The organism is Methylobacterium sp. WL19 (assembly GCF_008040005.1).
GTDB lineage: Bacteria > Pseudomonadota > Alphaproteobacteria > Rhizobiales > Beijerinckiaceae > Methylobacterium > Methylobacterium bullatum.
Window position 1 is genome coordinate 1 of sequence record NZ_VRVC01000056.1, and the last position, 19,059, is coordinate 19,059.

At 64.1% G+C, this 19,059-nt stretch carries 18 protein-coding genes; 4 read left to right on the plus strand and 14 right to left on the minus strand.

What is annotated here, in order from left to right; translation table 11 throughout:
- The first annotated feature begins 758 nt into the window (after nucleotides 1-758).
- The gene (locus FV220_RS12715) at nucleotides 759-1,307 is read left to right on the plus strand and encodes an HNH endonuclease (RefSeq protein ID WP_018043045.1); all 549 of its coding nucleotides are present in this window, start codon (nucleotides 759-761) and stop codon (nucleotides 1,305-1,307) included.
- Nucleotides 1,308-1,682: 375 nt separating this feature from the next.
- On the opposite strand, the gene FV220_RS12720 is transcribed toward FV220_RS12715, so the two are convergent.
- From FV220_RS12720 to FV220_RS12730, 3 genes are all read right to left on the minus strand, one after another.
- Complete coding sequence (locus FV220_RS12720; protein ID WP_147831784.1) at nucleotides 1,683-2,510, minus strand: outer membrane beta-barrel protein; 828 nt, start codon at nucleotides 2,508-2,510, stop codon at nucleotides 1,683-1,685.
- A 218-nt stretch (nucleotides 2,511-2,728) separates the two neighbouring features.
- Complete coding sequence (locus FV220_RS12725) at nucleotides 2,729-3,586, minus strand: outer membrane beta-barrel protein (protein ID WP_147831786.1); 858 nt, start codon at nucleotides 3,584-3,586, stop codon at nucleotides 2,729-2,731.
- A gap of 226 nt (nucleotides 3,587-3,812) precedes the next feature.
- On the minus strand, nucleotides 3,813-4,664 hold the full coding sequence (locus FV220_RS12730; RefSeq protein WP_056141398.1) for an outer membrane beta-barrel protein: 852 nt from the start codon (nucleotides 4,662-4,664) through the stop codon (nucleotides 3,813-3,815).
- Between the two features lie 229 nt (nucleotides 4,665-4,893).
- Between FV220_RS12730 and FV220_RS12735 the strand changes: the two genes are divergently transcribed.
- Nucleotides 4,894-5,217 (plus strand): MmcQ/YjbR family DNA-binding protein, encoded by a 324-nt coding sequence (locus tag FV220_RS12735; protein ID WP_056141395.1) that lies wholly within the window; start codon nucleotides 4,894-4,896, stop codon nucleotides 5,215-5,217.
- Here the strand turns inward: FV220_RS12735 and glmM are convergent.
- The 7 genes from glmM to FV220_RS12770 all read right to left on the minus strand — a co-directional run bounded on the left by glmM (nucleotide 5,214) and on the right by FV220_RS12770 (nucleotide 14,266).
- Nucleotides 5,214-6,554, minus strand: a complete 1,341-nt coding sequence (gene glmM / locus FV220_RS12740; RefSeq protein WP_026175800.1) for a phosphoglucosamine mutase — start codon at nucleotides 6,552-6,554, stop codon at nucleotides 5,214-5,216. The genes FV220_RS12735 and glmM overlap by 4 nt on opposite strands.
- Nucleotides 6,555-6,652: 98 nt before the next feature.
- Nucleotides 6,653-8,554, minus strand: coding sequence for a hypothetical protein (locus FV220_RS12745; protein WP_246689450.1), 1,902 nt, complete (start codon nucleotides 8,552-8,554; stop codon nucleotides 6,653-6,655).
- Nucleotides 8,555-8,889: 335 nt separating this feature from the next.
- Complete coding sequence (ftsH, locus tag FV220_RS12750; protein WP_018043038.1) at nucleotides 8,890-10,809, minus strand: ATP-dependent zinc metalloprotease FtsH; 1,920 nt, start codon at nucleotides 10,807-10,809, stop codon at nucleotides 8,890-8,892.
- Nucleotides 10,810-10,954: 145 nt separating this feature from the next.
- Nucleotides 10,955-11,962 (minus strand): tRNA lysidine(34) synthetase TilS, encoded by a 1,008-nt coding sequence (tilS, locus tag FV220_RS12755; protein ID WP_147831790.1) that lies wholly within the window; start codon nucleotides 11,960-11,962, stop codon nucleotides 10,955-10,957.
- Entirely contained in the window at nucleotides 11,959-12,927 is a 969-nt protein-coding gene (gene ybgF / locus FV220_RS12760; RefSeq protein WP_056144685.1) for a tol-pal system protein YbgF, read from the minus strand. The genes tilS and ybgF overlap by 4 nt, the downstream gene beginning before the upstream one ends.
- 116 nt (nucleotides 12,928-13,043) lie before the next feature.
- Nucleotides 13,044-13,544, minus strand: coding sequence for a peptidoglycan-associated lipoprotein Pal (gene pal, locus FV220_RS12765; protein WP_018043035.1), 501 nt, complete (start codon nucleotides 13,542-13,544; stop codon nucleotides 13,044-13,046).
- A gap of 323 nt (nucleotides 13,545-13,867) precedes the next feature.
- The gene (locus tag FV220_RS12770) at nucleotides 13,868-14,266 is read right to left on the minus strand and encodes an Hpt domain-containing protein (RefSeq protein WP_018043034.1); all 399 of its coding nucleotides are present in this window, start codon (nucleotides 14,264-14,266) and stop codon (nucleotides 13,868-13,870) included.
- A gap of 93 nt (nucleotides 14,267-14,359) precedes the next feature.
- Between FV220_RS12770 and FV220_RS12775 the strand changes: the two genes are divergently transcribed.
- Nucleotides 14,360-14,767 carry a response regulator gene (locus FV220_RS12775; protein WP_056144682.1) on the plus strand — a complete coding sequence of 136 codons (408 nt, stop codon included), beginning with the start codon at nucleotides 14,360-14,362 and terminating at the stop codon, nucleotides 14,765-14,767.
- Between the two features lie 11 nt (nucleotides 14,768-14,778).
- On the opposite strand, the gene FV220_RS12780 is transcribed toward FV220_RS12775, so the two are convergent.
- Nucleotides 14,779-15,819 (minus strand): diguanylate cyclase, encoded by a 1,041-nt coding sequence (locus FV220_RS12780; protein WP_210322685.1) that lies wholly within the window; start codon nucleotides 15,817-15,819, stop codon nucleotides 14,779-14,781.
- Nucleotides 15,820-15,962: 143 nt separating this feature from the next.
- Complete coding sequence (gene hemC, locus FV220_RS12785) at nucleotides 15,963-16,886, minus strand: hydroxymethylbilane synthase (protein WP_147831792.1); 924 nt, start codon at nucleotides 16,884-16,886, stop codon at nucleotides 15,963-15,965.
- 304 nt (nucleotides 16,887-17,190) lie between these two features.
- Between hemC and FV220_RS12790 the strand changes: the two genes are divergently transcribed.
- Nucleotides 17,191-17,466, plus strand: coding sequence for a hypothetical protein (locus FV220_RS12790; protein WP_244973505.1), 276 nt, complete (start codon nucleotides 17,191-17,193; stop codon nucleotides 17,464-17,466).
- 365 nt (nucleotides 17,467-17,831) lie between these two features.
- On the opposite strand, the gene FV220_RS12795 is transcribed toward FV220_RS12790, so the two are convergent.
- Both FV220_RS12795 and FV220_RS12800 read right to left on the minus strand, forming a co-directional pair.
- Complete coding sequence (locus FV220_RS12795) at nucleotides 17,832-18,131, minus strand: antibiotic biosynthesis monooxygenase family protein (protein WP_147831796.1); 300 nt, start codon at nucleotides 18,129-18,131, stop codon at nucleotides 17,832-17,834.
- 39 nt (nucleotides 18,132-18,170) lie between these two features.
- Nucleotides 18,171-19,037 carry a Kdo hydroxylase family protein gene (locus FV220_RS12800; protein ID WP_147831798.1) on the minus strand — a complete coding sequence of 289 codons (867 nt, stop codon included), beginning with the start codon at nucleotides 19,035-19,037 and terminating at the stop codon, nucleotides 18,171-18,173.
- Nucleotides 19,038-19,059 lie beyond the last annotated feature (22 nt).

A 19,059-nucleotide genomic window follows, 5' to 3' on the forward strand; every position in this document is an offset into this window, starting at 1 on the left:
GCTTTGCCGGCTCCGTCTGCGCGGGGGCGGCGGGCGCCGCCTGGGCCAGAACCGGAAGGGGATTCAGTAGGGAAGCACCCATCCACGCGGCAAGGAGCGCTGCATGTCGCATTCTGCCCTTCATGAATCCCAGTTCCATGTCGTTCCTTTCATCGGCTCAGAACGCCCGCCCCTCTGGCGTCGGCAGGCGGACCCCGGCGCGTGGGGAAGGCACTTTGCAGGCCCCGTATCCGGCAAGGGCCGTGGCCATCACGGGAGCGCCAGCGAAGGCACCTCACACGCCGCAAGCGGCCGCGGGTCAAAAGTCGGATCGTCGGATGGCCGATCAATGGGGCGAAAGGGTGCCGCAGACACATCATTCGCTGAGGCGGCCCGAAAGATTGTGGGCCGCGACGTCGGGGATCGACCGGGCAACCTTCACAAGCGTGTCATGCTGATATTAGACTACCGCGCAATGGACAGAGCCTTTTCGTATCGACGCGAGGAGGTGGCGTTGGCCGTCCATGTTGATGTGCCTCGCCACGAACCGGGCGTTCCCGCCCGATACGACCGCTTTTGGCTAAGCCCAGGCCGGTCCACCCTCCCCGATCATCTGTTCTCTTCGCATCCTGTGCCGGTCCGGCGACCGAGATTTGTTCCCCGGATGCCAAAGTCGAAGACCGAACTGCCGGGACCACCGATCTTTCATCATCCGGGGACGATGCCGCGCCGTAACGCGTTGCGTCGTCCCTTCGTCGATCCGTCAAGAGAGTAGCGCCATGCTGGATCTCCAAACGCTCGTCCTCAACGCGGATTACCGGCCGCTTTCGTATAATCCGCTGTCCTTATGGTCCTGGAAGGACGCTTTCACCGCCCTGTTCCTCGACAGGGTCACACTGGTGGCCAGCTACGATGTCGAGGCCCGCTCGCCGAGCCGCGCCCTGCGGGTCCCGAGCGTCGTCGCCCTCAAGAACTACGTGACCCTGGCGCGCAGTCCGGCCTTCACGCGCTACAACATCTACCTGCGCGACACCTTCTCCTGTCAGTATTGCGGACTTCGGATGCCCTCGGGCGGGCTGACCTTCGACCACGTCATTCCGCGTTCGCGCGGCGGATTGTCGAGCTGGGAGAATGTCGTAGCCGCCTGCTCACCCTGCAACCTGCGCAAGGCGAACCGCACTCCGGCGGAAGCGGAGATGCCGCTCCTGCATGAACCTCACCGGCCGACGCGGCATGAACTCCATCGTCGCCAGCCGGAATTCGATCACCGCGAATACCACCACACCTGGCTGGACTACCTGTACTGGGACAGCGAGCTCGAAAGCTGACGCCGGTCAGTCGTGGGAAAAGCGCGGTGGAGGTTCGTTGTAGACCGGTGCGTTGGGGTTGTGTGTGGGAACGAGACCAAGGACGACCGGCGGCTGGTAGATGGTCCGCGCAATGCGCGGTGCTGGTCGGTAGCAATGGTCGCGATAGGGAATCTGCGACGGCGGAAGGCTGCGATGGCGATCAACATCCGTGAGGTAACCATGTCCTACATGGACGCAGGATAGTCGGTCTCCCGTATCGGCATTCGGCCCAGAGACGAACGCGATAGCCGCAATGCCGACGACGATCGTAGATCGTAGCATGGCGCAATCTCTCGGAGTGAGGATGGGACAAGCGGCCAGGTGTCTTGAGTAGACTCCGGTTTCAGGGGAAAATTAGAACTTGATGCCGACCGCGCCACGAACAGTATTGACGTTTAATTTCACGTCTCCGAATTTCGCGAACTGCAGATATTGGTACTCACCGCGTACGAATATGTTTTGTGTAAGCAGGTAATCCCCGCCGATACCAAGCGCATATCCAAGGCTGTATTTCTCTTTGGTGGTGCCGCCGCTTTCGCTCAGGCCGCCAACCAGATTCGTTCGATTGATGTCCGAATATTCCCTGAGATCGACGCTCACGTCATTGCCGACTACGGCTCGACCTATCGCCAACCCGGCTGTCACGAAGGGCAGAAATGCTCCCATCGGATAACCCGCTCGCATGCGTATCGTCGCATAATCCTGAAGGCTGGCATGCGCGGCGGTGGAAATCCTGTAAATATCATAGGTTCCGTTGCTGAGCATCACGCGCCGGGTGAGGCTGTCCTCCGATCGTCCTTTCTGATTGACGCTGGTATAATCGACCTCCAGGCCAATGACTGCCTCGTCGAATTGATAGTTGTAGCCGGCAAAGCCTCCAATCCCGACATCGTGGGGCCGAGCAGGTTTCAGAGTATTGCTTCCCGAGATGCGATACTCGCTCTCGATAGCCGTGCTGCGAAGGATCTGCGCAAGATCCGATTGACCGGAGGATCCGAAATTCAGCGACGTCGTGGTGTATCCGGCATGGCCACCGAAATAGCCACCGTTCCAATCAATCTCGGCCGAGGCCGTCTCGTAATCCGGGCCTCGCAACACGCCATAGTCAAGGTCGGCAGCGTGGGCTGCTGAATGGCAAACGAGGGCAACGCCGGTGAGGAGTGCAAGGGTGACGGTACGCATCGAGGTCGTCCTCAGGGCTGCAGCCCGATTGTTCTTTCCGAACCTTGCGTCGTTTCTAATACAGTAACCTTAATGGTCCGTTGCGGTCGGATTCAATGAATTACGGCAAGGTCTATTCTCGTGGTCGCACGACGAGAAAGCCCGCACGGCGCGGGCCGGGCGGGCTTTAAGCGTGTATGTGTAAGACGCCCGAAGGTCCCGGCGCGCCGCGCCCTGCCCTACTCGTAGGGATTGCCGCCACCGTAACCGCCGCCCCCGAAGGCGGCGGCACCGCCGGCGAAACTGTAGCGCAGTCCGACGCGGACCTCGTTGGCCGAGATGTCCTTCAGGCGTGTGCCGAAGCCGAAATCGTCGAGGCCAGTCTTGGCGCGGCCGAGATTGACGTAACGATAGTTCGCGTCGATCGCGAAGCCTGCGCCGATCTCGTAGGAGACGCCTCCGGTCAGCGCCCAGGCCAGGGAGGTGACCGAACCGTTGCGACGCGCGGCAGCGGGGCGAGGGCCAACCACCGGGCTTCCGTCACAGAGCACGGGAACGGTGCAGGTCGTCTGGGTATAGGCGTTGCGGAAGTCCTTCTGAGCGATACCGATGCCGCCGCCGATGTAAGGGGTAAGCCCCCACCAGGTACCGAGATCCGCATAGACGTTCACGAGAGCCGTCAGCACGTCGAGCTTGCCGGCTTCGACGTTGTACCCGTTCGCGAAGTTCGAGCCCGACGAGTAGGTGCTGAAGCGGCTGGGCAGGCGCTGGTCGATGGTGGCGTCCATGCGCAGCCAGTTGTTGAAGCGGTAGCCGATGCCGCCGCCATAGCCGGGCTGATGGCTCAGGCGCAGCCGCACCAGGGGCGGCGTGCCCGGTTCGACCAGCGTCGCGTCCTTGGGGTGATCGAAATAGCTCTCGGTGAAATCTGCGCGCAGGTACCAACCGCTGCCGATCTGGACCGGGGCGGGAGCCGGCGGAGGTGGCGGCGGCGGCAGGAGGTCCGCGGCGAGGGTCGGCGCGGCAGTGCCAATCGCCAGTCCAGCGAGGATCGCAGCGAGGGCTGCGGTACGGTATGGGCGGGGCGGAGTCATCATGGTCCTCACGGAGGCATCGGCCGGAAAGCGCATGTTACGGATGCATGCCGGCGAGGGGGTCGACTGACCAAGATGATGAATTTAAAAGGTTATGATCGCCTTAACCCTAACGGCGCGTCAGCTGGAAAAGACAAATTGCGGCGGCGTTAACCCGGCGGTCGTGCGCGCACGAACGAAGACGGCGCGGGTACCGATCCGCGCCGTCTTCGTGGTGTCATTGATAAATTCAGTATTTACGGACGATCGGTTCCGGCATCGGCTGATACTCGACCGCCGGAGCAACGGCGCCGCCGAGGATCCAGCGCATGCCGACCTTCACGTCATGCGAGGCGATGTCCTTCAGGTGGTAATCCGTTTTGCAGAAGGGCGGCGCGTCGCAGGTGATCGTGCCGGTCTGCGCCGAACCCATGTTGAGATAGCGATAGGCGAGCTCGAGCTTGAGGTTCGGCGTAATGGAATAGCCGAGACCGGCATGGGCCGCCCAAGCGAAACTGAGCTTCTGCTTCTCCGGACCCGAGCCAAAGCCGCCCTGATAAAGGCCTTGGCCGTTGTCGGTCACGCCGCCGAACATGTGGTGGGCAAAGCCGACACCTGCGCCCACGAACGGGGTGACGCCGTAATATGTGCCGAGATCGACGTAGCCGTTGGCCATGCCGACCACTGAGGAGAACTTCCCGGACGTGCGATTGATGCCGCCGCTCGGAGTCTCGGCCGCATAGAAAATCCATTTCGCTTCCGAGCGGTACTCGCCGGTGAAATCGAAGCGAAGCCAGGAATTGGCCTGATAGCCGATACCCGCGCCCACGAACGCCTGGTTGCCCAGATAATCCTTGAGGACATTGTACTTGTACGGGATCGGAGGGATGGTGACGTCCTTCGCGACGGTGTGGCCTTCGCCCAGAATACCGGCACCGGCGTCGCCGCGCAGATACCACGCCCCGCCGATCTCGACCGGCGGGGGCAGCGGCTCGGGCGGTAAAGTGGGAAGCAAGTCGGCGGCCTGCGCGAGGCATGGCGCTCCCACGCTCGCAAGGAGCGTGATCGAGCGCGCCAAGGCAGAAAGCTTGGAACGGCGCATAATGGATCCTTCAACTCGATCGTTCGGCTGAAGTGTGGGAGCACCAGCCTGGATGACGACCCCATCATCCGTCGGATGAGTTAAATCGCGCTTAACGTTAAACGTTAGCCTTTCCGAACCGTTAGAGTCCAAAGCCCTACTGCAACTTGCAGACGATATCGACGCGTCGCAGGACTTGCATTCGCGCTGCGTTTCCCTGGTTGTCGCGAGTCATGAGGCGGAGAAATCGATGCGTCCTGAAGACGTGCGCGCCCTGGCGCTAATGCTGCCCGGCGTGGAGGAAGGCGCCCATATGGGCCATCCGGATTTTCGCATCGGCGGGCGGATCTTCGCCACCCTCTGGATCGACGACGAACGCGTCGTTCTCAAATTTCCGGCCGAGCATCAGGCGCTCTTGGTCGAGGCGGAGCCGGACCTGTTCGACCCCGTTCCCGGCGCCTGGGGGCGGCGTGGCTGGACCAACCTGTCCCTGGATGGAGCGGATGAGGAGACGCTCAGAAGCGCTCTCCTCACGGCATGGCGCTACCTCGCGCCGGAGGCGTTGCGTGATTAGGCCGCGGCCTTGGCAACGGCGTCAACGATATCGTCCACCACTTCCGTGACGAGGCTACGGTCATCGCCCTCTGCCATCACGCGAATGACCGGCTCCGTGCCTGAGGGCCTGATGACGACGCGGCCGGTCTCACCGAGACGCTCGCGGCCATGGGCGATGGCGGTGACGACCGCATCCTGCTGCAGCGGCGCGCCGGAGCGGTAGCGCACGTTCTTGAGGATCTGCGGCAGCGGGTCGAAACAATGGCAGACTTCGCTCACCGGCCGCTCCTGGCGCTTGACCACGCTCAGAAGCTGGAGTGCCGCTACGAGACCGTCCCCGGTGGTGGCGTAATCCGACATGATGATGTGCCCCGACTGCTCGCCGCCGAGATTGTAGCCGTGCTCACGCATGTGCTCGAGGACGTAGCGATCACCGACCGCCGTGCGAGCGAGGCCGAGGCCGATCCCGCCGAGGAACCTCTCGAGGCCGAGATTGGACATGATCGTTGCGACGATGCCGGGCTGGGTCAGCCGGTCGTCGTCCTTCCAGGACCGCGCCACGACGGCCATCAACTGGTCGCCATCCACCGACTGGCCCTTCTCATCGACGATGAGAACACGGTCCGCGTCGCCATCGAGGGCAATGCCGATATCCGCCCGCAACTCCCGCACCTTGGCGGCAAGGGCCGCAGGTGCCGTCGAGCCGACATCGTGGTTGATGTTGAAGCCGTCGGGGTCGACACCGATGGCGATCACTTCTGCGCCGAGCTCCCAGAGAGTTTCCGGCGCGACGCGGTAGGCCGCGCCGTTGGCGCAATCGACCACCACCCGCAGGCCGTCGAGGGTGACGTTGCGGGGCAGCGTGCGCTTGGCGAATTCGATGTAGCGGGCGTGCACGCTCTCGATCCGCTTGGCGCGGCCGAGATCGCGCGGGCCGGCAAGCTTCTTGTGCAGCTCCCCGTCGATCAAGGCTTCGATGGCGCGCTCGACATCGTCGTTCAGTTTGAATCCGTCCGGGCCGAACAGCTTGATGCCATTGTCCTCGAACGGATTGTGCGAGGCGGAGATCATGACCCCGAGATCGGCGCGCATGGAGGGGGTGAGCATGGCCACGGCCGGCGTCGGCATCGGGCCGAGCAGCATCACGTCCATGCCCACCGATGTGAACCCCGCGACGAGAGCCGTCTCGATCATGTAGCCGGACAAGCGGGTGTCCTTGCCGATCACGACCCTGTGGCGGTGATCGCCCCGCTGGAACACCAATCCCGCCGCCTGCCCTACCTTGAGAGCGAGTTCAGGAGTGATCACCCCATTGGCGCGGCCCCGGATGCCGTCTGTGCCGAAATACTTACGCACGTTCTTCAATCCTGATCGTCACGGCCCGTCATAGCCGGTTTCGTTTCGCTGAATGGTATCGAAGCATGGCAAACGAATGGTGCTCCGTCCCAGTTCGGTCAAGCTTCGTCGCGGGTGAGGAGGCCGGTGAAGCCGGTAATGATCAGGGAAACGAGGACGGCGCCCTCGATCTGCTCTGCGATGCTGAAATAATAGAGCGCCACCCCTCGCCAGGTCGCCGTGTTCACCCGCCAAAACCGGTCCGTGCCGGCATCGAAGAGCGGCATGAAGGTATCGAACGAATAGGCCAGCGGATCGAAGGCCGGGTAGAGGTTGACGAGCTTATCCCTCGCCTCGTCGCTGCTCGTGACGCCGGGCACGAAATCGGCCGCCGCCGTTCGGACGAAGATCTCTCCGTCCTGGCAGAGACGTGGCCCCGCTTTGCACGACTCGAAGGCAGCGCCGGTATAGACGGCGGCCCAGACCACGATGACCACAACCGACCAGCCCACGGCCTTCCACGGATTGAACCCATAATCGGCCAGGACGTGCAGCAGCCAGTTGATGCAGCGCAGGAACCACCCGGTTTCACGCGCGTGCCGTTCGGCCACGCGGCGGGCGATTGCGATGCGGTGAGCATCCTCTTCGTAACCCTGGCTCGCCAGCACCTTGGCGAGATGGCGCCAAGGTTGCGGGCGAAGCCGGGTGAAGAGATCGTCGCGGGATTGCCCGCGGAGCCAGCGCTGCCTCGCCGTATGCGTCGGCAGCGAGGGCACTGCGTCGCCGTCTGGATTGTCTAGATGCTGGTATTCGAACCCGTCTAAGATGAGGTGATCGGCGTCGCGATCCTTCGCATCGCGAAACCTGTCAGGACCGAGACTACGGCGGAGGGGCACAGGAACTGGCCAGGCGGAGGCAAAATCCACATAGGTGCCCACCTTCAGCCGGGAGAGATCGACGATTCCGCGCGGGCGTCCGCATCCCGGATACCGCATGTCTGTGGCATCCGGCATGATAAGGTGCGAAATATTGGATTCGCTCAGATCAAGGGCAACGAAGCGCAAGGGATCGTCTTCAACGCTCGCCACCCCATGCGCAGATTCGCCGTAAGTGTCCTGGGCAATCGCGCTTGACAGGATGTGGCTGCCGGAGAGATCGAGGGAGCCGCGAATCTCGACCCCCGAGAGCAGGATCGCACCGGTGACATAGGCGTCGCGCCCTATGATGAATCGTCCCTTCGTCTCGATGCCGCGCCCATCGAGCGCACCGGACGGGCCACCCGTCAGAGTGCCTCCGCTGATCTCGAAATGATGCTCCACGGTTGCGCGGCTGAAATTGAGGCCGCCGTTGATCGTGCTGGGAATGGGGACGTTGTCAGGTCCGACTCCGCCGCGCAGGATGACGCTGCCGATACGGCTGCCCTGGGCATTGATGGCGGTACCGTTCGGTTGGTGGAATGTCGCCCCCTCGGCGGCAAACTGCGCGGCAATGTGAGCGCTGACGAGGTGGCAGGTGCCCATGATGGTCGCGCCATCGAGGAAGATCCCCGCTACCGTGATGTCCTGCACATCAATGGCATCGCCGGCGGGGTTGTCGAAGACCGCACCCACGGCGACGAATTGCCCTCGGATCGTCGCACCGAGGAAGCGGCACCCTCCCTTCACCGCCGCATGATTGAGGAAAGACCCAGCCATGGAACTGCGCTGGGCGTTGATCGCATCTCCATTGGGGTGATCGAACACGGCTCCGTCTGCCGTGAATGTGCTGGCGATCGAGGCTCCGCTGATATCGCAGGTGCCGGTGAAGGTGGCATGCGAGATGAAGAGCGGTCCGGCAATTGTCACGCCTTGAGCCGACAAGCCGTTACCGATGCGGCTCTTCTCGAAAGACAATGTCCGCGTATGGCTGTTGCTGATGTCGATGCCGTCCGGGATCTCCGCATCGTCGATCCAGAGCGGTCTGACAAGGTAGCGGTCGGCACAGGCAAGGAGGCCCAAGACACGGCCGCCGACGAGCCGCACGCCCTCGGGAGCCACGGGCCAGTCCGTTCTCTCGGCGCAGACGAGAGCCCGGATCACGCTGGCGCGGATGGCCTCCCCGGGGGCGAGCCTCAGGATGTCGCCTGCACGGCCGGCCTCGACGAGACGGTGTTCCGGATCAGTCAGTTCACCGATCGCGTCCTGTGCCGCTTCGTGCATCGATAGTGGCGCCTTATCGCGACGATGGACACGGCCGACCCGCGCCTCGCCATATGGTCGATCCGCGATGCCGTCCGGATTGGGCTTTGGCAACCAAAAGAAAAGCGGCGAGGTCGCCCTCGCCGCTTTGTTATCTTCGTAGAGTGATCACGCGGGCGTCACGCCTGCGGTTGGGGCTCCAGCCCACCCTCGCTGTCCCGCGGACGGCCGCGACCAGCGGAGGGGACGGAAGAACCGCGAATAGGCGCCGGTCCATCGCCCGCATCGCGGATCGGCGGCTTTCCTGCGATCAGGTTCTTGATTTCGTCCCCCGAAAGGGTTTCGTATTCGAGGAGCCCCTGGGCGAGCGCTTCGAGATCGTCCTTGTGCTCTCCGAGGATTCGACGGGCTTCCTCGAGGCCGGTCTCGACGAGACGGCGGACCTCGGCGTCGATCTTCTGGGCGGTGGCCTCGGAAACCGTCTGCTGACGGCCCATGGACATGCCGAGGAAGACCTCGTCGTTGTTCTCGCCGTAGGCCACGGTACCGAGCTCAGGAGAGAAGCCCCACCGGGTCACCATCATGCGAGCGAGACGGGTCGCCTGCTCGATGTCCGACTGGGCGCCCGAAGTCACCTTGTCTGCACCAAAGGTCATCTCCTCGGCGATGCGGCCGCCCATCATGATGGCAAGACGCGAGGTCATCTGCTCGAAGCTCATGGACAGCTTGTCGCGTTCCGGCAGCTGCATGACCATGCCGAGCGCCCGGCCGCGCGGAATGATCGTCGCCTTGTGGACGGGATCGGTGGCCGGCACGTTGAAGGCGACGATGGCATGACCGCCCTCGTGATAGGCGGTGAGCCGCTTCTCATCCTCGGTCATGACCAGAGTGCGCCGCTCAGCACCCATCATCACCTTGTCCTTGGCGTCTTCGAACTCGTGCATCGTGACGATTCGCTTGCCACGACGGGCCGCGAGGAGAGCGGATTCGTTGACAAGGTTCATCAGGTCGGCGCCGGAGAAGCCCGGGGTGCCGCGCGCGATGACCTTGAGGTCGACATCCGGTGCCAAGGGCACCTTGCGGACGTGGACACGCAGGATGCGCTCACGGCCGACGACGTCGGGATTCGGCACCATGATCTGACGATCGAACCGACCCGGACGCAGTAGGGCGGGGTCGAGCACGTCAGGGCGGTTCGTGGCCGCGATGATGATCACGCCCTCGTTGGCCTCGAACCCGTCCATCTCCACGAGGAGCTGGTTCAGGGTCTGCTCGCGTTCGTCGTTGCCACCGCCCAGGCCGGCACCGCGATGGCGGCCCACTGCGTCGATCTCGTCGATGAAGATGATGCAGGGTGCGTTCTTCTTCGCCTGCTCGAACATGTCGCGGACACGCGACGCGCCGACGCCGACGAACATCTCGACGAAGTCGGAGCCCGAGATCGTGAAGAACGGCACGTTGGCCTCGCCCGCCACTGCACGGGCAATGAGGGTCTTACCCGTGCCAGGAGGGCCGACGAGGAGCACACCGCGCGGAATGCGGCCGCCGAGACGCTGGAACTTCTGGGGATCGCGCAGGAACTCAACGATCTCCTGCAGGTCTTCCTTGGCTTCCTCGACGCCGGCGACGTCGTCGAAGCTCACGCGGCCCGACGCCTCGGTAAGAAGCTTGGCCTTCGACTTCCCAAAGCCCATGGCGCGTCCGGCACCCGACTGCATCTGGCGACTCAGGAAGATCCAGGCGCCGATGAAGACGAGGATGGGCAGCCAGCTCACGAGCAGCTGAATGAACCAGGGCGTGTTGTCCGAGGGGGGACGCGCTGTGATCTGCACGCCCTTGCTCTGAAGCTTGGACACCAGGTTAGGATCGTTGGGCGCGTAGGAGGTGAAATTGCCACCACCGACATAGGTACCGCTCACGTCCTGCCCGGAGATCACCACCGTCTGGATCTTGCCGGAATCGGCATCGTTCAGAAGCTGGCTATAGGCGATCTCACTGCCGCCGCCGCGATGTCCCGGATTCTGGAACAAGGTGACGAGCGCCAGCACGAGCAGGAAGATGACGACCCACAAGGCAAAGTTGCGGAAGTTCGGGTTCATCGATCAATCCCTGGGGGCGTCCGGTCCCGCGTTTGGTGGACGGATCACGCGGATGCATGTCGGCAATGTAGGCAGTGCCGCCCCCCTTGCCAAGTAAATCGGGCCAGCCTGCGGCAAGCCAGTCAGGGGAAAGGTGAGCGCGCCCCTAAGATGGAGACCGCCGGGGCGGGGCTGTGCGTAAGGAGAGGACGCCCTCCGCGTTCAGATCGACGAGGATGCCGCGAAGGGTCCTCCGCATGGCGGTGCCTGCAACGAGGGCCGGCCGGAGACCGTCGACGACGAGACGTTCCAGGCGTTCGAGGCGAATAGCCCCTCCCCCGCCAGCCTCGTGCAATGCGAGTCCGACAACGCGGATGAGGATCGCATCCGGCAAAGCCGCCAGCGGAGGGGCATCCAATACGACGGCATCTGCGGTGATGCGGAGTGCGGTGAAGGCGGCGCAGGCGGCGTCGCGTAACGCGTCTTCGTCGCGAGCCATGCGGGCGGCGAGGCGGCGGAGCCGCTCGGGGCTGAGGCCTTCCGCCGCGAGATCGGGCATGAGGCGGCGCAGGCGCGCGCGCGCGAAGCGCTCATCCACATTCGAGGGATCGCGCGCGGAAACCAGCCCATGGGCAGCGCAGTAGGCGACGAGGTCCGCCTTCGGGATATCGAGGAAGGGCCTCGCTAGGCGCATTCCCGGCGCGAGGTCGCGTTCGCGCCGCATCCCGGCGAGCCCCCCCGGACCGCTTCCGGCGAGAAGCCGCATCAGCACGGTCTCCGCCTGATCGTCGGCGGTATGACCGGTGAGAATGGTATCGGCACCGACCCGGCCCGCGCATTCCGCGAGGAGGGTGTAGCGCGCGTGACGGGCGGCGGCTTGAATACCACGGCTCGGCTTGTCGCCGTCCCAGGTCAAGATGTGATGGCTCAGACCGAGTGCCCTGGCGGTGAGACCGACGCTCCGGGCCTCGTCGCCTCCTTCTGCTCGGAGGCGATGATCCACCGTTGCCACCTGGATCGGATGCGCCGAACCGAGCCGGGCGGCCGCATGCATCAACGCGGTGGAATCCGGTCCGCCGGAGACGGCGATGAGAAGGCGGCTGGACCTGAGATACGGCATTAGCGCGACGGCGAGCGTCGCATCGATGCCGTCACTCGATGGAGCGGCGTTCAAGCGGCGCAGCGTGCGCGTTTCTGCTCGCGGACCACGCTTTGGCGGACACCCTGTGCGGCGGAAGGAAATTTGCGTTCCAGTTCCGCGAGGGTCGCGCAGGCCTGTTCGCGAGCGCCGAGGGCATTCAGCGAGATCCCTAGCTTCAGCATCGCGTCCGGCGCCTGGGGCGAGCGCGCGTAATCCGTGGAGACCTTCAGGAACTGCTCGGCCGCCTCGCGGTTGCGGTTTCGCTGGAGGTAGCTCTCACCGAGCCAGTAGGTCGCCGACGGCACCTGCGCGTCGCGCGGATGCGACTGAATGAACTGGCGCAGGCTCATCTCCGCCTGTTCGTAATGCCGTCCGGCGATGTAACCGTAGGCCGTCTCGTAATCCGCACGTGCGTCCCCCGTCGTGGTCGCGGCCACGCTGGTCATCGGGCGTGCCGGGCTCGGCAGCGTGCCGGTTGTGGGCACGCGTGAGGGGGGCGTGAGGTCGACGGGGCCGCCCAGGCCGGGAGGAGACAGGCCAGGCTCCTCGTCATCGGCATCGACCACGGTGGGCGGTACACTCGGGCCCCGTGACGACGGCGCAGCGGCGATGGCGGCGGAGGGGATGGTCGTGCCGAGCTGCATCGGCCCGCCGGGACGGCCCGGATTCTGCTCCGGGTCGAAGGCATCGCTGCGCTTCTGCTGCTTGGCTTGTCCGGGATTGGTGCCGGACGGAGGGGCGGTAGGCTTTCCACCGCCACTCTTGCCTTCCTGCAGCCGGTATTCGACGTCCTCCTGGAACTTGCGAAGCTGTTCCTTGAGCTGGCGATTCTCGTATTGCAGCGTCTCGATCTGACCCGCCATCTGGCGAGACTGGTTCTCGATGCGGTTCAGGCGAACGACGAACTCCGACGCATCCTGAGCCGCCGCCGGACCGACGGCGGTCAGAGGGGCGAGGAATGCGAGAAACGTGGCCGTGAGAAGCAGGCGGCGGAGCATGGGAATCGGCACCTGTGATCGGATCGGACGGGGATGCATCGGCAGCGCCCCGCCGATAGCAGATGTGCCGGGACGCGGCAAAAAAAGGGCCACGCCTGCGAAGGTCACCTTCGCCTTCAGGAGCCGGCGCCCCGGTCGAGGACGGTTACGGCGCGGCGGTTCTGAGACCAGCAGGAGATGTCGTTACACACGGCGACCGGGCGCTCCTTGCCGTAGGAGACCGTCCGCATCCTTCCGGCGGCGAGTCCACGCGAGGACAGGTAGTCCTTGACGGATTGAGCCCGGCGCTCGCCGAGCGAGAAGTTGTACTCGCGGGTGCCGCGCTCGTCGGCATGGCCTTCGACAAGGAATGTGTAGCGAGGGTAGCGCTGCAACCACTGAGCCTGTTTGTCGAGGGTGGCGGTGGCAGTCGGCGTCAAGTCGGTCGAATCCGATTCGAAGAAGACGCGGTCGCCGATATTGACGACGAAGTCTTGAGCGCTGCCCGGCGTATTGGCGCCGCCTGCAAAACCCGAGGCGTCGGCGAGATCCTTGTCGTTGGTGCAGGCAGCGACACTGAGCGCGGCGCAAAGGGCTGCCGCGAGCGGAAACACGCGAAAGCGCGCGGTCATGGACATGGTCTTGCTCTCCTCGGGCGGGGCGTCCGGTTCCGGGACGTCCCCACGGGGCCGTTCGGTGGTGCGACCTGTGTAGGTCGAGCGGGTTAAGCGAAGGTTCCGTCAACCTTGACGGGGTGTTTCAAAGGCCGAATTCCAGTCGCCGTATGTGACGCTCGGCACCTCGATTTCCCAGAATGGCCTCGTGACCTGCGCAACGATCCGTGTCGCACCTCAAATGCGGCAGTCACGCGACGGATAAGCCGCGCGCTCCGCACTCTTGGCGGGTGTGCCTTCGGCGCAACGGGTTCGTGCCATGAGCTTCTCAAGGAGCACGATGGCCATCATTCGCGCGCGCCCAAGACGGCGAGGGCGGTCAGCGCGCGGTCGGCGGCGATCCGCCCTTCCTGCAGCGGGATGGCGATGTCGTCGCCCTTCAGGCAGGCCTGTTCGATGACCGAACAGCACCGCGAAAGGTCGAGAAAACCGAGAGACCCGCTCGATGCCAACAGAGCATGGGCATCCTGCGCGATAGTGGCCCGATCGTCGTTCCCGGCGGGAAAGCGGACGCGGATCTCGACGACGAGCAGGGACAGAAGCCGTTTCAGATGGTCGTGCCCGAGAAGAACCTCGAGTTCGGCGAGCGTTGCCTCGTCGCAGACCGTCCCTCTCCCCTTGTCGGACGTGTGCTCCACCGCTGCCTCACGCATCGTCGAAGGGTATTTGAACGACCCACCGTCCATGTCGCCGACGATCTCCGAATCGACGCGACCATTGATGGAAGCTTAACCATTAATGCAGTTATTTGTTGATGTATGAAAGGGTCGACAGCCGGCATGAGTGGCGCACCGAACGTTCTGATCGTCGAGGACAATTTCCTCCTGCTGGATATGTTGACGATCCAGTGCGAGCGTGCCGGCCTCACGGCCGTCGCGGCGTCCAGTGGCGAAGACGCTCTGACGCTTCTTAGAACGCGTGGTGCCGATTTCGACTGGTTGCTGACCGATATCAATCTCCCGGGATTGATCGACGGATGGACGGTGGCTCGCGCCTTCCGCGAGGTTCGTCCTGACCGCCCGGTCATCTATGCGTCGACGAATGCCTATTTCGATCGCAGGCCACTTCGAGGAAGCCTCTCGGTCCGCAAGCCGTTTCAGATCCGCGAGATCGTCGCCCTTGCCCGGATGATGGCGGCGGAGCGCGGCCTATCCCCCGCTCTGGTATCGCACCACGCATCGGCGTGAGACGGTCGCCGTCATTTCGCCGGAGGGGCTAGGCGGAATGTCCCGCGCCCATCCGCCTTGGCCGCATAGAGGGCCATGTCGGCCTCTGCGAAGAGGTCCTCCGGACTGTGGCTCACCATCGTGGCGATGCCGATGGAGACGCCGATCGTGAAGGTCCCCTGCCCCCAGGCGATGGGCGGCACCATGGCGGCGATGATCCGTTTCGCCAGGGTCGCGAGGCCCTGTGTGCCGATGGTGGCGCCGACGACGACCCCGAACTCGTCACCCCCGATGCGTGCGACGAATTCCGTGTGACGGCACGTCTCTTTGAGGCGGCGCCCCACCTCGGCGAGACAGGCATCGCCGGCCATGTGGCCATGAAGGTCGTTGACCTGTTTGAAGCCGTCGAGGTCGAGGAGCAGCAGGGCTCCCAGTCGGTCCATCCGGGTGAGGCGGCCGTAGAAGCTTGTGCGGTTGGGCAGGCCCGTCAGGGTATCGAACTCCGCGAGATAGCGGGTCCGGTCGGCGAGAATCTTCTCCTCGGTGATGTCCTGCTTCATGCCGAAGATGCGGACCGGTATTCCTCCCTCGCATTCCACCGTAGCGGTCAGGCGGATCCAGCGTCGGTTGCCCAAAGCCGTTACGATCTCGGCGTCCAGGGTAAAGCCGCCACGCTCGGCGATGGCCTCGCTCCGAAGTGTGTCGAGGCGGACGCGTGACTCCGGGCTGTAGCAGCCCAGGGTCGTTTCGCGGTCCACCGCGGAGCCCACCGGCAGGTCGAACATCCGGTAGACGGCATCGGTCCAGGTCAGTGCCTCGTCTTCGAGGCGGCATTCCCACACTCCGATCCTGGCCACGGCCGAGGCGCGTTCGAAGATCTTACGGCTGTGGGCAAGAGACAGGGCCTGGGCGTCGATGAAGCGGGCCTGGTCCTCGATACGGGCCTGGAGGGCCGCGATCACTTGTGCATCCTCGCGGCGCTCAACCGTGATCTCTTCCCGTCCTGGGGTATCCCCGTCGAGATGGATCAGCACCGGTGAGCGGGACGACGGGTGGGCGCAGACCTCATCCATCTGTATCCCCGAACCGCAAAGAGTATAGGACTGTACCCTTACCGTAGCCGATGAGCGATTAACCGTTCCTCTCCTATCCGCAACGCGCGAAGTTGCCGCGCCTACCCCGGATCGGCATTGATGCCGTTGGAGCGGGAGACCGCTTATTGCAGATGTTTGGCGTAGGTGTCGCCGGCTGCGCGTTTCAGTTCGGCTCCGGCATCCTGTCCGATCCGAGCGGCGTCCGATACCGTGCCCCTACGGCGGACCGCCCAATGGGCGCTGCCGTCAGGCAGGAACAACAGACCGTCGAGGGTCAGCACGTCGCCGTCGATCCGCGCCAGGGCCGCGATGGGTGTGCGGCACGATCCATCGAGTTCCGCCAGGAGCCCGCGCTCGGCGTCGAGTTCGGACGTGGCCGTGGCGGATCGAAGAGGGGCGAGCAACGCACGAACGTCGGAATCCGCCTCCCGGCATTCGATGCCGAGTGCGCCCTGCGCCACGGCGGGGAGCATTTCGTCCACGGCCAGGACGCTCCGTGCCATGTCGGCCATACCAAGGCGTTCGAGGCCGCAAAGGGCCAGGAGCGTCGCCTCGCAGGTGCCCTCCTGAAGCTTGCGCATCCGGGTATTGGCGTTGCCGCGCATGGGGACGATGCGCAGGTCCGGGCGGCGCATGAGGACCTGAGCGGCTCGGCGCAGGGAGGACGTGCCGACGCGGGCGCCCGGCGCAAGGCCGGCAAAACCCTCCGCTTGCGCGGAGAGGAAGGCATCGCGCGGATCGTCCCGTTCCAGGATGCAGGCGATGACCAGCCCTTCGGGCAACCAGGTCTCGACATCCTTCATCGAATGTACGGCCACATCGACCACGTCGGCGAAAAGGGCCTGTTCGAGTTCCTTCGTGAACAGTCCCTTGCCGCCGATCTCGGAGAGCGGTCGGTCGAGGATGCGGTCGGCCACCGTGTTGACCACCACCAACTCTGTCTCCAGCCCCGGATTAGCCGCCACGATCTTATCGCGGACCATTCCCGTCTGTGCGAGAGCCATTGGGCTACCGCGGGTGCCGATGCGGAGGGGGCGCTGGATCATGGGCGATGGACGCCTGTGCAAGGACGCTACGGATGAAGCCGCCTCTATCGAGGACGGTTTCCCTCAGTAAGCAGTCCACGGTCGGCTGTCACCGTGGCGAAGGCTTCGCCCGAATCGCGCGCCAGGGTGTGGAAGGATTCATTTCATCCAAACCCGATCATCGAATCCTTACGAAAGACGGCCGACTGTGGCGAGACCTGCGGTCGAGACGAGAGAGATGGCTCCGAGCAAGCTCGAACGGTTCCGAGACGCGCATTTTCCCCAGGCCGACGACGAAGCTTCTGGTCAGCCAACCGAGCGGAGCGTGCCGTTGCGTCGCATCGACCCGCCGCACTCCGAAAAGTCTTCTCCTCGACGGCGGCGTGGCGTCTTCGGCCGAGCCTATGTCGGTCTCAAGCTGATCCTGACACTCGGGCCGCTTGCCTTCCTGCTTCTCTCGGCCGTCGCCGAATGTGGACCCCGCTCGTCGGCGCTCTTGCCGGACTTCCTGCAGGCCAGTGCCTGCGCACGGCGCGACCTCACCCGCCACGCATGGTCCATCGAAAGTACGCTCAAGACCGTATCGGACCGTCTTCGCTGAAGCCGCACGGCAGCGGTGTGATCCACGAAAGAATTTTTAATCCTAACCGAACGCTACGGCGAGTTGCGTAGGTTTCAGCTGCATGCCGCACAGGTTGGTTTGTACGCCCTCCAAGAGCAAGGCCTGGGAGCGTGATGCAACCGGATTCGCCCGCCGTTCTCCCGTTGCACTCAGGTACCGCTGATATGGGTCTGCGCCCTGGCAGAGTGGTAGCATCGCGGCACGCCGATCGGAGCGACGCCAAGGACGTTTTCGGCGATGTCACGACGGTGCGCCGAGGTTGATGGGTCTTTCGCTGGATGCCGCGTGAAGCCCTAGGCGCTCCTCGACAGCCGCATCGAAATGCTTATCCGGCAATCCGGGCGTCAGAACGCCTGGAGGGTGAGCTCCGTATGCTCGACGCTGGGCGGTCCTTCGAAGAACGGAGAGACCATCGCACGATAATCCTTCCACGCCTGCGACCCGGTGAAGAGTTCGGTATGGTCGGCGAGCGTCTCCCACTCGATTAGCAGCCGGTAGCGCTGGGGTTTCTCCACGGAACGGCGCACGGCGAAGCTCTTGCAGCCCTTGGCGACCTTGAAGATCTCGGATGCTTTGGCGAGGTTCGCTTCGAAATCAGCCTCCATGCCGGATTTGATGTCGATCTGTGCAATCTCGAGGATCATGGCGTGGTCCTAAACCCGGTCTCTGTGGTGGGGGTGATCTTAACGGAGTTTGCGCCCGAGCTTCTTGGCGAGGATCCGCTGCGGGCTGCGCTCCGGATCCGCCTGGCTCGTCACGGGCAGGTAGGCCGTCTGTTCCAACATGTAGCGGCCGCCCATGGCGCCATGCATGACAAGGTCCGAGAACGTCACCCAGGTCTGGCCCGGGGCGAACTGCACGTCGGCCTGGGGACCCTTCTGCTGGTACTCTATGTCCTGCTTCAGTGCATCGTGGAGATGCAGCATCAGATGGTCGTATTCGGAGCGGCGCGCCTTGGTGATACGCAGTGCCGCCAGCAGCCGCGCCGACGAGGGCGAGTAGCCGGGCAGGCGCGGCAAGAACTTCTCGGCCATCGAGCCGAAATCCTCGCCCACCCGCCACAGGCGGGGCTGCCCGTTCGGGTTGATGTTGCGGAAGATGCGAAGGATGCGCTTCTCGCCGATCGGGTTCGACGGAAAGGCGTCCACATGCAGGCGTGTATCGTCCCGGCGCCAGCTGAGCTTGCGCTGGTCCACCTCGAACGGGCGGTAGGAGGTGCCGGCCAGCGTGATCTTGCCGGTATAGGCCGGCAGATGGCGGTCGATCAGCCCCTGGGCGAAGGCTTTGTAGCGGATGAGAAGCTGGCGCAGGGCCTCCTGCTCCTCCGGCGTTCCGGCTGCCCCTCTCAGTGAGGCCTCCTTGCCGCGGATGTTGACGTTCTTGGCCTTGCCGTCGGCAAAGGGTCGCTCGACGAAGCGCTTCTCGAAATCGTTGAAGGGGAAGTCTTCATCGTGGAAGACGAGGACCGAGCCGCTCTCCAGAGCTTCGACAAGAGAGGGGACGCCGGGCGCTGATCCGTCGCGGGCGACGGAAAGGATCGGACTGATCATTGGGGAGGCGTCCTCGAAAGCC

Coding starts and splice junctions, on each gene's coding strand:
- FV220_RS12780 (WP_210322685.1), bottom strand. CDS start 15,819: ATGGATGAGGTCTGCGCCCACCCGTCGTCCCGCTCACCGGTGCTGATC.
- FV220_RS12770 (WP_018043034.1), bottom strand. CDS start 14,266: ATGGACGGTGGGTCGTTCAAATACCCTTCGACGATGCGTGAGGCAGCG.
- FV220_RS12730 (WP_056141398.1), bottom strand. CDS start 4,664: ATGCGCCGTTCCAAGCTTTCTGCCTTGGCGCGCTCGATCACGCTCCTT.
- FV220_RS12715 (WP_018043045.1), top strand. CDS start 759: ATGCTGGATCTCCAAACGCTCGTCCTCAACGCGGATTACCGGCCGCTT.
- ybgF (WP_056144685.1), bottom strand. CDS start 12,927: ATGCTCCGCCGCCTGCTTCTCACGGCCACGTTTCTCGCATTCCTCGCC.
- FV220_RS12720 (WP_147831784.1), bottom strand. CDS start 2,510: ATGCGTACCGTCACCCTTGCACTCCTCACCGGCGTTGCCCTCGTTTGC.
- FV220_RS12775 (WP_056144682.1), top strand. CDS start 14,360: ATGAGTGGCGCACCGAACGTTCTGATCGTCGAGGACAATTTCCTCCTG.
- pal (WP_018043035.1), bottom strand. CDS start 13,544: ATGTCCATGACCGCGCGCTTTCGCGTGTTTCCGCTCGCGGCAGCCCTT.
- FV220_RS12800 (WP_147831798.1), bottom strand. CDS start 19,037: ATGATCAGTCCGATCCTTTCCGTCGCCCGCGACGGATCAGCGCCCGGC.
- hemC (WP_147831792.1), bottom strand. CDS start 16,886: ATGATCCAGCGCCCCCTCCGCATCGGCACCCGCGGTAGCCCAATGGCT.
- FV220_RS12725 (WP_147831786.1), bottom strand. CDS start 3,586: ATGATGACTCCGCCCCGCCCATACCGTACCGCAGCCCTCGCTGCGATC.
- ftsH (WP_018043038.1), bottom strand. CDS start 10,809: ATGAACCCGAACTTCCGCAACTTTGCCTTGTGGGTCGTCATCTTCCTG.
- FV220_RS12795 (WP_147831796.1), bottom strand. CDS start 18,131: ATGATCCTCGAGATTGCACAGATCGACATCAAATCCGGCATGGAGGCT.
- FV220_RS12735 (WP_056141395.1), top strand. CDS start 4,894: ATGCGTCCTGAAGACGTGCGCGCCCTGGCGCTAATGCTGCCCGGCGTG.